Raw genomic sequence first — 12597 nt, forward strand, 5'->3', positions numbered from 1 at the left:
GGGCGGCTCTGACTGCCCTTCACTCGGGCGCGCCGGGGTCGGAACGGACCCACCGCCGACGAAACTGCGCCGCCTATAGCACATGGCGCGCGAATGGCAAACGCTTTCGAAACAAGGACGGCACAGGCGCCGCCCTCGCCGCTCACAACATGGCCATACCGCCGTTCACATGCAAGGTGGCCCCGGTGACGTATCCTGCCTCGGGACTGGCAAGGTACAAAACCGCCGCTGCGATTTCCTCGGGCGTGCCCATGCGCGCCGCCGGGATCTTGGAATTGATCGCCTCTTTCTGATCGTCGTTCAACTTGTCGGTCATCGCCGTGGCGATGAAGCCGGGCGCGACGGCATTGGCGGTAATGCCCCGGCTGGCCACCTCATAGGCGATGGATTTGGTCATCCCCACCATGCCCGCCTTGGAGGCGGCATAGTTCACCTGCCCCGGGTTGCCGGTGGCCCCCACGATGGAACTGATGTTGATGATCCGGCCCCAGCGGGCCTTCATCATCGGGCGCATGACCCCCCGGCACAAACGCATGGTCGAGGTCAGGTTCACGTCAATGACGCTTTGCCATTCCTCGTCCGACATGCGCATGAAAATCTGGTCGCGGGTGATTCCGGCGTTGTTCACAAGAATATCCAGCGCGCCCATGGCCTCGATGGCCTGCTTGGGCAGGGCGTCCACGGCTTCCGCGTCACTCAGGTTGCAGGGCAGAACATGCGCCCGCTCACCCAGTTCCGCGGCCAAAGCCTCCAGCGGCTCAACCCGCGTGCCCGAAAGCCCCACGGTCGCCCCCGCCGCGTGCAGCGCCTTGGCAATCGCGCCGCCAATGCCGCCCGAGGCCCCGGTGACCAGCGCGCACTTTCCTGTCAGATCAAACATATCCAATTCCTTTGTCTTTGCGCCAAATGCCTTGGCTTTAGCCGTTCAAGGCGTCTTTCGCCGCCACCACATCCCCCGGCGTGCCCACGTTGCGGCACGCCACGCTGCGATCGATCCGCCGGATCATCCCCGACAGGGCCTTGCCCGCGCCGATCTCCCAGGCCTCGGTGACACCCTGCGCGGCCATGTACAGCACCGATTCGCGCCAGCGGACCGATCCCGTGACCTGCTCCACCAGCAGCTTGCGGATCTCATCGGGGTCACTCACCGCCTCGGCGCGCACATTGGCCACCACCGGCACGGCGGGGGCCTTGATCTCGACCGCGGCCAAGGCTTCGGCCATCACGTCGGCCGCAGGCTGCATCAGCGCACAATGGAACGGCGCGCTCACGGGCAGAAGCATCGCGCGCTTGGCACCCTTCTCCTTGGCCAGATCCACGGCGCGTTCCACCGCGGCCTTGTGGCCCGACACCACAACCTGCCCCGGATCGTTGTCATTTGCCGCTTGGCAAACCTCGCCCTGCGCGGCCCCTTCGGCCACCTCGCGCACCGCCGCCAGATCAAGCCCCAAGATCGCCGCCATGGCCCCCTCGCCCACCGGCACGGCCTTTTGCATCGCCTCGCCGCGCGTCCGCAAAAGCCGCGCGCAATCGGCCACGCTCAAGGCGCCCGCCGCGGCCAAGGCCGAATATTCCCCAAGGCTGTGACCCGCAACAAGGCTTGCCGCCTCGATGCTCACCCCCTCGGCCTCCAGCGCCCGCATCGCCGCCAATGAGGTCGCCATAAGCGCAGGCTGCGCATTCTGCGTCAGGGTCAGGGTCTCCTGCTCCCCGTCCCAGATCAACGACGACAGCTTTTCCCCCAAAGCCTCGTCCACCTCGTCGAAAACGGCGCGGGACGCCGGATAGGCCTCGGCCAGTTCCTTACCCATACCGATGGTCTGTGCCCCTTGCCCGGGAAATACGAATGCGCGGCTCATTGGCGTCCCTCTTATCTATGGCTTTGCCCGTTTCATCCCGGATAGCGCGCCTCGCGGTCCGAGGCAACGGACAAACCCGGATCGGCATCCATGCACGCCACCTGTGCAGGCGGCGCCATTGTGTCCACGGCGCAGCGAACTACTCTGACATCAAATCAGATACTCAGGATCTCCTTCATGGCTCTCGCAAATACCACAATCTCTTACGGGTCCGTTACCAAGACATTTCACTGGCTTACGGCCCTGGGCATTCTGTTGGCCCTGCCGCTTGGCTATTTCGCCAACGATCTGGCCCATACGGTCCAAAACCCCGAGATCGCCACCACCGAGACACAGGTCGCCCGCGCGGCCCTCCTGTTTTCCCTGCACAAGACCATCGGCCTGACGGTGTTCTTCGTGGCCCTCGCCCGCATCCTCTGGGCCGTCACGCAACCCAAGCCCGGCTTGCTGAACGGCGATACCGTGCTGGAATCGCGCCTCGCCGAAGTGGTCCACTGGCTGCTTTACGGCTCGCTTGTCGCGGTGCCGCTCTCGGGCTGGATTCACCATGCCTCGACCACCGGGTTCGCGCCCATCTGGTGGCCTTTCGGCCAATCCCTGCCCTTCGTGCCCAAGGACGAGGGCGTGGCCCAGATCACCGGCACACTGCATTACCTGCTGCAATGGGTGCTGGTCGGCGCGCTGGTGCTGCATATCGCCGGCGCCCTCAAACACCACGTGATCGACCGCGACGCCACCCTGCGCCGCATGTTGCCGGGCCTCACCCCGGCCCAACCGACAGCCAAGCAACCCGGCCACGCCCTGCCGCTTCTGGGAGCGCTGGCGGTCTGGGCCATTGTTCTCGGCGGCGCCAACACCCTCGGCTGGTTCAAACTCGACGCCGCCCAAACCCCGGCAGAATCCCTCGCCGCCGTCGAAAGCGACTGGACGGTGCAGGACGGCACGCTTGAAATCACCGTGGTCCAGATGGGCTCCGAGGTGACAGGCCGTTTCGCCGACTGGACCGCCGAGATCAGCTATGACGCGGCGTCCGCAAACCCCAAGGGCGACGTGACCGTCACCGTCGCCATCCCGTCCCTCACACTCGGCTCGGTCACCGATCAGGCCATGGGCGCCGAATACTTCAACGCCGAGGCCCACCCGACAGCCACCTTCACCGCCGAGATCGTGGATACAGAGGGCCACATCGCCCAAGGTACCCTGACCATCAAGGATCACTCCATGCCGGTTGAGATGCCCTTCGATCTGGCAATCGACGGCAACACCGCAGAAGCCTCGGGTGGCCTGAGCGTGGATCGCCGCGCCTTCGGCATCGGCGGTGAGGCCACCGATTCCCTTGGGGCCAGCGTCGACATCCGTTTTGACCTGACCGCCACAAGGTAACCACGGGTCACACCGTCTGATATGCCAACAAAAAAGGGCCTGCCAATCGGCAGGCCCTCATCATTCCGCGAATTTGGATTTACTCGGCCTTCATCGCCTCGATCGAGATCATCACTTCGACCTCGTCACTGATCGCCGGGGCAAACTTGCCAAGCCCGAATTCCGAGCGCATCAAAGTGGTGGAGGCATCGAACCCGGCCCAGTCCTTGTTTTGCATCGGATGCGAGGCCGCCTTGTTCAGCTTGGCATCCAGAACGACCGATTGGGTGGTCTCGTTGATCGTGAGATCGCCGGTAATTTCGGCGGTGTCCTCGCCGGTCACTTCGATGCCGGTCGAGGTAAAGGTGATCATGTCGCCTTCGCTCGCGCCAAAGAAATCATCCGACATGAAATGCCCGAACCGCTTTTCCCAGCCGGTCAGCATCGACATGGTCGGCATCGAGACCGAAACCGATGAGGCCGCCGGGTCTTCCTGATCGAACATGATCTCGCCTTCGAACCCCGAGAACATGCCATAGGTGGTGGAATACCCAAGGTGGTTGTAGGAAAAGACAACCTGGCTGTGGCTTGAATCCAATACATATTTTTCCGCTTCAGCCATGGCGCCGGTTGCGGACAGGGTCAGGGCCGCCGCTGTGGCGAGAACTGCGTTTTTCATCGAATATGCCTCCTGGCTTTTGAAAAATTCAGTCTCTGAAAATGGCGCAAGCGCAGGATTGAGCAAGTCCCCAAGGTCAAACAATGTCTGTTGATTTGCGAACAGGTCGGGCGCGGCAATCCGCCGACCTTGCCGATGATCAGGCCGCTTGCGGAAAGACCTCGCGCAGCTTCTGTTCGGTCTCGGCGTCGGAGACCGGAATCGACAGAACCTGTTCACCCTCAGCGTCAAAGGCCGTCAAGGCATTTCCTTGCAACGAGACGTTCGAAAGCTTGTCCAACCCATAGACCCCCTTCAGTCGAAGCGCCCCGCAGTCATCTTTCGAGACCACGCGCAATTGACGGTTCACCGGGTCCACATGCACTTCGGGAAGGTCATCTTCGGTGTCCAGCGAACTCATCATCACCAAGCCGAACCCAAGCATGGCAAGCGAGACGAAAAGCTTGATCAACTGCATCGCAGCATCCCCCGCCGGAACCGCCCACATGCCCATGGCCGCCAGCAAGAGGGCCGTGCCGGCGCTCATCTTGATCGCGCGTTTCACTGCACATCGCGCTGGCTTTCCATCGCGTTCAAGCCGATCTTGAGTATAGCTGTTCAGGTTGTCCGGCAAAGCGACCATTCTGGCCTCCCCTCGTCCTCAGGATTTCGTGTCGTCTCAGGCCACCCTGATTTCGAAACGCGACAAGAATGGGGCACAGCCAAGGCAAATTTTCGCCCGGGCCTCCCCCCTTGCGCCGCGCCCCGATCCATCGTAAGGACACGCTTCCTTTCGCAGTTTGTCATGAACCGCGCAGTCTCTCGTGGACGGGTCGCGAAAGGATGCAAGACCCGCCTTTGAAATGCGCCCAGATAGAAGTGGAGATAACATGCCGCTCTACGAGCATGTTTTTATTTCGCGTCAGGACTTGTCCAACGCGCAAGCTGAAGGCCTCATCGAACATTTTGGCACCGTGCTGTCCGACAACGGCGGCAAACTCGTGGATAGCGAGTACTGGGGCGTCAAGACCATGGCCTACAAGATCAACAAGAACCGCAAGGGCCACTATGCCTTCCTGCGTACCGATGCCCCCGCGGCGGCCGTCCAGGAAATGGAACGCCTGATGCGCCTGCACGACGACGTGATGCGCGTCATGACCATCAAGGTCGACGAGCACGAGGAAGGCCCCTCGGTCCAGATGCAGAAAAAAGACGACCGTGGCGACCGCCGCGAACGTCGTTGATCATCGCTTGAAGAAAGGACACTAACCCATGGCTGCAAAACCGTTTTTCCGCCGCCGCAAGGTCTGCCCCTTCTCGGGCGACAATGCACCCAAGATCGACTACAAGGACACCAAGCTGCTGCAACGCTACATCAGCGAACGCGGCAAGATCGTGCCCTCGCGCATCACCGCCGTCTCGGCCAAGAAGCAGCGTGAACTGTCCCGCGCCATCAAGCGCGCGCGCTTCCTCGCCCTGCTGCCCTACGCCGTGAAGTAAGGAGAGAGCATCATGCAAGTTATCCTTCTCGAACGCGTGGCCAAACTGGGCCAGATGGGCGACGTCGTCGACGTCAAGCCCGGCTTCGCGCGCAACTTCCTGCTGCCGCAAGGCAAGGCCCTTTCGGCCTCCGAGCAGAACATCGCAGACTTCGAGGCCCGCAAGGCGCAACTCGAAGCCCGCAACCTCGAAACCAAGAAAGAGGCCGAAGCACTGGCCGCGAAAATCGACGGTCAACAGTTCGTCGTGATTCGTCAGGCGTCCGATGGCGGCAGCCTCTACGGCTCGGTCTCCACCCGTGACGCCGCCGCCGTGGCCAAAGAGGAAGGCGTGACCGTTGACCGCAAGCAGGTCATCATTCGCCAGCCGATCAAAACCCTTGGCCTGCACGAAGTCGAGGTGCACCTGCACCCCGAAGTCGAAGCCGTGATCACCCTCAACGTCGCCCGTTCGCCCGAAGAGGCCGAGCTGCAAGCGACCGGCAAGACCATTCAGGACGCCGCCGCCGAAGCCGAAGCCGCCGCCGATTACGAGATCGCGGAACTCTTCGACGATATCGGCTCGGCCGCGTCCGAAGATGAAGACCTTGCCGAAACCGTCGAGGAAGTGCTTCCCGAAGACGCCGAAGGTCAAAAAGACGAAGGCTGATAGCCTCCAAAATGTCACAAAAAAGGGCCACGCATGTCGTTTGTGTGGCCCTTTTTTCATGCCAAGCTTCATCTCGACAGGGAAACGGGCCACGTGCTAACGTCTTGTATCGGCTGATGCCGTAACATGTCGTACCAGTAACAACGCTCAAGGAAAGCAAGGGTAAATATGAAGACAATTGATAAGGCCATTGGCTCTCGCATTCGGATGTATCGCAAAGCCCTCGGGCTCAGCCAATCAGATCTTGCCAGAGAACTCGGCATTACTTTCCAACAGGTTCAAAAATACGAAAGCGGTGCAAACCGCGTGGCCGCCTCGCGGCTTTGGAGTATCGCAGACGCGCTTGGCGTGTCGGTACTGTCGCTGTTTCAGGATGTGGCGCAAACCGATGGTGAAACACCCGGAACGCCACTGGAACTTCTCGATCTCTACACGGGCTTGTCCGTCAACAAACAGATGGAATTGATCAGTTTCGCCCGCCAGCTTTCACAAAAAACCGCGGCAAGCTTGTCAGCATAGGAGTCAAAACACCCGCCGATGAACAAGCCCATACACCTCATCGACATCGCAAGTACGCCAGCGGCAGAGCGCGATTATGTCGGCCATCTTCGCATGCTTTGCGACGAGCTGGGTGTTGAGCACGCGACCTATTTTTCGGCCAATCCCGTTTCGGGCACCATGTATGGTTTCACGACCTACCCCGACGAGTGGAAGGCGCATTATGTCTCCGAAGGCCTTCAGACATATGACCCGACACTCCATTCGGCGGCGCGCTCCATCGCGCCTGTCGATTGGAAGAGGTTGCAACGTGACGATGATTTTGGGCGCGTTTTTCATGATGCACATGATTTCGGCCTTCCCGATCAGGGCGTGACCGTTCCGATCCGGGGCTTGTTTGGCGAAACCGGCCTGCTGTGTGCCTGTGCCACCATGGCCCCGAGGGAATGGGGCATGTTGCGGCGTGAAATCACCGGCAACCTGCTCAGCAACGCGGTGCATTTGCATGACACGGTGATGAACTCCGATCCGCTGCTCAAGGCGCTGCGCCAACCCAACCTGTCCAGCCGCGAGGTTGAAATCCTGCAATGGGTGGCCGCCGGCAAATCCCAGCAGGATATCGGTGACATCCTCTCGATTTCGCCCCGCACGGTTGAGGTCCACCTGCGCTCCGCCCGCGAGAAGCTCTGCACCATATCCACACCACAGGCCGTCGGCCGCGCCGTCAGCCTCGGACTGATACAACCGGGGTGATATCAGGCTCAGGATGATCTCGCGCGGCATTTTACTGCCGCCCACTCCGAGTACGGGATTTCCCTAATACCCAGCCCGCCGCAGGCTGTTATCCTCGCTGCCATCAACACGCAGCCGAGGAAGCAAACAATGATCTTAGTCATCGACGCGCTGAACCGACATCGGTTTGGCACTATCCTGGACGATATGTACAAATTGCGCGCGCGGGTTTTCAAAGACCGTATGGGGTGGGATGTCACCGTACGCAACGGGCGCGAAATCGACTTGTTCGATGATCTTGACCCCGCCTATCTCGTAGCCCTGGACGACGACTATCAGGTCGTCGGCTGTAACCGCATGTTGCAGACCACTGGCCCACACATGCTTGCCGATGTGTTTCAGGACATCCTGTGCGGCGAACCGCCCTTGCGGAGTGCCACGGTCTGGGAAAACACCCGCTTTTGCATCGACACCGACCGCATCAAGCGCAAAAGCAACGGGCGCACCGTGTCTTATACCGCCTGCGAACTGATGGCCGGGATCGCCGAGTATGCCTACGAGTCGGGCATCTCGGATGTCATCTCGGTCGTGGACCCGGCCATGGACCGTATCCTCAAGCGCAGCGACAATGCCCCCTGCGACTACATCGGCCAAACCGTGCAGATGGGGAAAACCAAGGCCCTCGCCGCCCTCAGTGACATCACCGAGGAACGCATCAACCGCATTCGCGCCTTCGCGGGGATCACCGGCGATATCTTCGTGGACGAGGATACCGTGGCCGATGCTCTCGCCACCGCAGACGATGCCACGACCGAGCTCACGCCAGACCTGCGCGACTATTGCGATCAGCAGATTTCAAGCGCCCGCACAGACAGCGAGAAAGCCGCGGCGCTTGCCCTGCAACGCACATTGAAAACGGCCTTCCGTACGACATCCGGTTGCGACGCCTGATCTGATCCCCAACACCACTCACGCAAAAACAAAAGGGCCGCCTCCGGGGCGGCCCTTTCCTTATCTCTCAAGCGTCCGGACGCTCATTCGTCGTCCAACGCCTCGATGGCTTTCTCAAGGTCGTCCTTCGAGACCTCTTTCTCGCTCACCTCGGCCAGCTCGGCGACATAGTCGATAACCTTGTCCTCGAAGATCGGCGCGCGCAGCTGCTGACGCATCTGCGGGTTGTTCTGCACGAACTCGAAGAACTGACGTTCCTGACCGGGGTACTGGCGCGCCTGCTCCATGACCGCCTGGGTCATTTCCGCATCGGTCACCTCGACCTCGGCCTTCTGACCAAGCTCGGCCAGCAACAGGCCCAGGCGCACGCGGCGCTCGGCCAGCGTGTTGTGCTCCTCGGTCGGCTCGATCTCGGGGTGATCGTGGCCTTCCACGTCGGGGTTTTCATCGTGCCACATCTGGTGGGCAATCTGCTTGGCCTCGGCCTCCACCATGCTCGGCGGCAGGTCGAACGACACCATCTTGTCCAGCTCGTCCAGCATGCCGCGCTTCATCACCGCACGGGCGGCACCGGCATACTCGGATTCCAGACGCTCGCGGATCTGACCCTTCAGGTCGTCAAGGCTTTCGGCGCCATACTTGGTGGCCAGCTCGTCGTTGACCTCGGCGGCGACGGGCTCTTTCACTTCCTTGACGGTGCATTCGAACACTGCGTCTTTCCCGGCCAGATGCTCGGCCCCGTATTCCTCGGGGAAGGTCACCTTGACCTCTTTTTCCTCGCCGACCTTCACACCGACAAGCTGCTCCTCGAACCCGGGGATGAAGCTGTTGGAGCCCAGCGTGAGGGGGTAATCCTCGGCGGACCCACCTTCAAAGGCTTCGCCGTCGACCTTGCCGACAAAGTCGATCACGACCTGATCGCCGTCTTTCGACTTGGTGCCTTTCTTGCGGTCCTTGAAGTCCTGCGCGCTCTCGGCCAGGTTGCCAAGCGCCTCGTCGACAGCCGCATCATCGGCTTTCACGACCAGTTTTTCCAGCTTCAGCGACTTGAGGTCCACCTCGGGGATCTCGGGCAGCGCTTCATAGGTCATCTCGACCTCGACATCGTCGCCCTCTTGCCAATTCTCATTGGTCATCTTCACGGCCGGTTCCGCCGCCGGGCGTTCGCCCTTTTCCTCGAAATGGGCCGACATGGCGCCATCCACGGCTTCCTGCATGGCCTCGCCCAGAACACGGGGGCCGAACTGCTTTTTCAAAAGCGGCAGCGGCACCTTGCCCTTGCGGAAGCCCTTCATTTCGATGTCAGGCTGCGCTTCTTTCAGCTTGGCCATCACCTTGTCGTCAAGCTCCTGCGCGGTCAGAAGCATTTTATATCCGCGTTTCAGCCCTTCGTTCAGGGTCTCGGTGACCTGCATTGTCGTCCTCTCATATGCATCGGGCCGCGGAGGCGTCCGCGGCGGTCAAAATCAGGGGTCCTTCTAGGGATCACACGGCAGGGGCGCAAGCAGAGTCTTGGGGCACAGCACAAAGCCGCGCCATCGGCGGGCCGCGGCGCGGCGACCCAACCTATGAGCTATGGCACTTTATCCCAGTAACTGGCGCGCGACTTTACAGCCAAGCACCCAAACCAAGGAATAACAACAACACGATCCCCGCCACCGATTGGCCCCCCGAAACCGCATCCAATCACGCCGGGGCTTCGTACAGAAAGCAAACGTACGAAACGCCCGTACAAAACGTACGAAACCCACCGCGCGCCCTGTTAATTCCGGGGGTGTCGGGAAAAAATACCGACGTCATACCGACGTGATACCGCCGCAGTACAGACAGGGGTTTTCGTTGTTAACCAAGGGGTTGAGGGGGATTCGGGTGGGGGATTAACAAACCCGCCCCCACTCTCGATATTCCTTGCGAAACGCCTGCCGCTTGTCACTGTTTGGGACGGTTGCTCAGCGTTTCTTCGAAACGCTGTTGGTGCGGGTGGAGGGACTTGAACCCCCACGCCTTGCGGCGCCAGAACCTAAATCTGGTGCGTCTACCAATTCCGCCACACCCGCACTGGGCGCCTCTATACAAAAGCCACAAACCGGATGCGAGAGGAAAATGCGCCTTTGAATCAAGAGAATGCCGCATAAAAAAAGCGCGACACGGGCGCATTCTTGCCATAAAGTGGTGGACAAATTGAGGCAGACAATCAGCGAGACACGCCATGAAACCGAAAACGGTCGGGCGGGACAGCAGCGCAAGTGGCGCAACCACTCCCGCATTCTCCTATGGCCTGATGGCCAATTCCATCATTCTCACGCGTGACGGGGAAAAACGCGTCGCGGACCTGAAAGAAGGCGATTGCATCATCACCCGCGATGCCGGGATGACCGTTCTGCGCGGGTTCACCCGCCGCGAGGTCACCTGCCAAACCGTTGAAATCAAAGCAGGTTCCTTGGGTCACACCCGGCCCGAATGCGACGTCACACTGCCCGCGGGCCAACCGATCCTCGTTCGGGACTGGCGCGCCAGGGCGCTGTTTAACGCACGGCAGGCCATGGTGCCCGCCGGCCAGTTGATTGACGGCGAATACATCACCGACGCGGGGCGCCAGACGCTCACGGTCCATGACCTTTCCTTCGATGAGCCGCATATCCTGTATGTCGACGGCCTCGAAGTCGCCAGTGACGCCTCACAGGCCACCCTCGACGCCGCCGCCTGATCTGGCCCCGGAACGGACAGGACGCCCCGCAGGTCTACGCCTTGCGGGGCTTTTCACCTCATCCCCCCAAGTCTCTGAAAACCTTGGGCAATTCTTCGGGCAAATCCTCGCCAATCACCCCCGGCCCGAAGCTCCGCGCGCAGGCCACATGCAGCCACGCGGCACTTTCCGCCGCCTGCATCGGCGCAACGCCACGCGCCAAAAGGCCAGCGATGAACCCGGCCAGAACATCCCCCGCCCCGGCGGTCGCCAGCCACGGCGCGGCCCGTTCGTATTGGGCCGAATTGATGCTGCACCGCCCATCCGGTGCGGCAATCACAGTATCCGGCCCCTTGAACAGCACGGTGCAGCCCGCCCGTTTCGCCGCCTCGCGCGTGGCGTCCACCTTGGAATAGGCCGGCCCCTTGGTGGGCACCGCCTCCAGCTTTTCGGCAATATCCGGGAAGAGGCGCGCGAATTCCCCCGCATGGGGCGTCAGAACGCATTTGTCATGTAGCAGTGCAAACAACGTCTGTGGTTCATCCTGAAATGCAGTCAGCGCATCCGCATCGAGCACAATGCAGGGGGCATGCCCGGCACGCACCGCCACCGGCACCAGCTCCCGCGCCCGCTCAAGCCCCAAGCCCGGCCCCAGGCACAGCGCATTGATCCGCTCGTCCTGCAATACGCAGGCCAGCGCCTCGCCATCCTCCACCCGCCGCAACATCAACGCGGTGATCTGACAGGCCACCTCCATCTGCGCCGCCCCCGGCACACCGAGCGTCACCAGCCCCGCCCCGATCCTGAGCGCCCCCCGCGCCGCCAATCGCGCCGCGCCGGTACGCCCCGCACCGCCCGACAGGATCAGGGCATGACCGTGGGTGTATTTGTGGCCATACGTATGCTTGGGCGTTAACGAAGTTGGCCGCTCAACCAATCTGACGAATTCGCCCGGCGGCACCGCCGGGCAGCCCCCGGCCGCCCCCCCAGGCGGGGGATTCACCCCCACCCGCGGCCGGGGGCTGCCCTCTAGGCCAATGTCCTTAACGACGGTTTTGCCGCACTTGAATGGCCCCCATTTAAGATGATGTCCCAACTTGAATGCATGGAAACTGACCGTTAACCCGGCCAGAACCGTTTCGGTACTGCCTGCCAGTTCTCGCCCACTATCCGAGCAAAGCCCAGAGGGGACATCCACCGCAACCGTCTTGGCGGCTACATCAAAATCAGCGGTGCGGTCAGCTGCCCAGTCGAACAATTCGCCTTCAAGCGCGCGTCGCAAACCAGTTCCAAAAAGAGCGTCGACATACAAATCGGCTTCATGTGCGAATTTTGGAGCTGCTGAGAGGGGCGAAACCGCCCCGAGTTTCCCCCACCGCTCGTAATTCGCCCTGGCATCCGGCGGCAATTTCGAAGGATCTCCATAGAGGAACACCTCCACCTCCCAGCCCCACTCTTTCAACAGCCGCGCCACCACGAACCCGTCGCCGCCATTGTTGCCCGGCCCGCACAGAACGACCGCCCGATGCGGCGCGCGGGCCAGCTCGGGCCACTCCTCGAACACCGCCTCGACCACGCCGCGCCCGGCGCGTTCCATCAGCTCCAGCCCGGTCACCTGCCCCGACTCAATCGCGGCCTGTTCAACCGCCCGCATCTGGGCCGCGGTCAGCAATTCGGTCATTTTTTGCACCTTTCGCGATTCA

The 12597-nt window shown here is 61.5% G+C and carries 14 protein-coding genes and 1 tRNA gene; 8 read left to right on the forward strand and 7 right to left on the reverse strand.

Annotated elements, in window-relative coordinates:
- Window positions 1-142: 142 nt before the first annotated feature.
- Window positions 143-880 carry a 3-oxoacyl-ACP reductase FabG gene (gene fabG / locus FDP25_RS02050; RefSeq protein WP_154148506.1) on the reverse strand — a complete coding sequence of 246 codons (738 nt, stop codon included), beginning with the start codon at window positions 878-880 and terminating at the stop codon, window positions 143-145.
- A 37-nt stretch (window positions 881-917) separates the two neighbouring features.
- Window positions 918-1859: an ACP S-malonyltransferase gene (fabD, locus tag FDP25_RS02055; protein WP_154148507.1), complete on the reverse strand. Its 942-nt coding sequence runs from the start codon at window positions 1857-1859 to the stop codon at window positions 918-920.
- Between the two features lie 177 nt (window positions 1860-2036).
- Between fabD and FDP25_RS02060 the strand changes: the two genes are divergently transcribed.
- Window positions 2037-3242 (forward strand): cytochrome b/b6 domain-containing protein, encoded by a 1206-nt coding sequence (locus tag FDP25_RS02060; protein ID WP_154148508.1) that lies wholly within the window; start codon window positions 2037-2039, stop codon window positions 3240-3242.
- 79 nt (window positions 3243-3321) lie between these two features.
- On the opposite strand, the gene FDP25_RS02065 is transcribed toward FDP25_RS02060, so the two are convergent.
- The gene (locus FDP25_RS02065; protein WP_154148509.1) at window positions 3322-3900 is read right to left on the reverse strand and encodes a YceI family protein; all 579 of its coding nucleotides are present in this window, start codon (window positions 3898-3900) and stop codon (window positions 3322-3324) included.
- A 139-nt stretch (window positions 3901-4039) separates the two neighbouring features.
- Window positions 4040-4522 (reverse strand): hypothetical protein, encoded by a 483-nt coding sequence (locus tag FDP25_RS02070; protein ID WP_154148510.1) that lies wholly within the window; start codon window positions 4520-4522, stop codon window positions 4040-4042.
- A gap of 247 nt (window positions 4523-4769) precedes the next feature.
- On the opposite strand from FDP25_RS02070, the gene rpsF reads away from it, so the two are divergent.
- The 6 genes from rpsF to FDP25_RS02100 all read left to right on the forward strand — a co-directional run bounded on the left by rpsF (window position 4770) and on the right by FDP25_RS02100 (window position 8208).
- Window positions 4770-5123, forward strand: a complete 354-nt coding sequence (rpsF, locus tag FDP25_RS02075; RefSeq protein ID WP_154148511.1) for a 30S ribosomal protein S6 — start codon at window positions 4770-4772, stop codon at window positions 5121-5123.
- Window positions 5124-5151: 28 nt separating this feature from the next.
- Entirely contained in the window at window positions 5152-5379 is a 228-nt protein-coding gene (rpsR, locus tag FDP25_RS02080) for a 30S ribosomal protein S18 (protein WP_058291462.1), read from the forward strand.
- A 12-nt stretch (window positions 5380-5391) separates the two neighbouring features.
- Window positions 5392-6027 carry a 50S ribosomal protein L9 gene (gene rplI, locus FDP25_RS02085; RefSeq protein WP_154148512.1) on the forward strand — a complete coding sequence of 212 codons (636 nt, stop codon included), beginning with the start codon at window positions 5392-5394 and terminating at the stop codon, window positions 6025-6027.
- Between the two features lie 168 nt (window positions 6028-6195).
- Window positions 6196-6546 carry a helix-turn-helix domain-containing protein gene (locus FDP25_RS02090; protein WP_154148513.1) on the forward strand — a complete coding sequence of 117 codons (351 nt, stop codon included), beginning with the start codon at window positions 6196-6198 and terminating at the stop codon, window positions 6544-6546.
- An 18-nt stretch (window positions 6547-6564) separates the two neighbouring features.
- A complete protein-coding gene (locus FDP25_RS02095; protein WP_154148514.1) occupies window positions 6565-7278 on the forward strand; it encodes an autoinducer binding domain-containing protein in 714 nt (237 codons plus the stop codon).
- Window positions 7279-7407: 129 nt separating this feature from the next.
- Window positions 7408-8208, forward strand: coding sequence for an acyl-homoserine-lactone synthase (locus FDP25_RS02100; protein WP_154148515.1), 801 nt, complete (start codon window positions 7408-7410; stop codon window positions 8206-8208).
- Window positions 8209-8291: 83 nt separating this feature from the next.
- On the opposite strand, the gene tig is transcribed toward FDP25_RS02100, so the two are convergent.
- Both tig and FDP25_RS02110 read right to left on the reverse strand, forming a co-directional pair.
- Complete coding sequence (gene tig / locus FDP25_RS02105) at window positions 8292-9623, reverse strand: trigger factor (protein WP_154148516.1); 1332 nt, start codon at window positions 9621-9623, stop codon at window positions 8292-8294.
- Window positions 9624-10180: 557 nt separating this feature from the next.
- Window positions 10181-10265 (reverse strand) — tRNA-Leu (locus FDP25_RS02110).
- A 152-nt stretch (window positions 10266-10417) separates the two neighbouring features.
- On the opposite strand from FDP25_RS02110, the gene FDP25_RS02115 reads away from it, so the two are divergent.
- On the forward strand, window positions 10418-10915 hold the full coding sequence (locus FDP25_RS02115) for a Hint domain-containing protein (RefSeq protein ID WP_154148517.1): 498 nt from the start codon (window positions 10418-10420) through the stop codon (window positions 10913-10915).
- Between the two features lie 58 nt (window positions 10916-10973).
- Here the strand turns inward: FDP25_RS02115 and FDP25_RS02120 are convergent, their stop codons facing one another.
- Window positions 10974-12575, reverse strand: a complete 1602-nt coding sequence (locus tag FDP25_RS02120) for an NAD(P)H-hydrate dehydratase (RefSeq protein WP_154148518.1) — start codon at window positions 12573-12575, stop codon at window positions 10974-10976.
- Window positions 12576-12597: the final 22 nt, after the last annotated feature.

Origin of the sequence: Roseovarius bejariae (assembly GCF_009669325.1) — a bacterium.
GTDB lineage: Bacteria > Pseudomonadota > Alphaproteobacteria > Rhodobacterales > Rhodobacteraceae > Roseovarius > Roseovarius bejariae.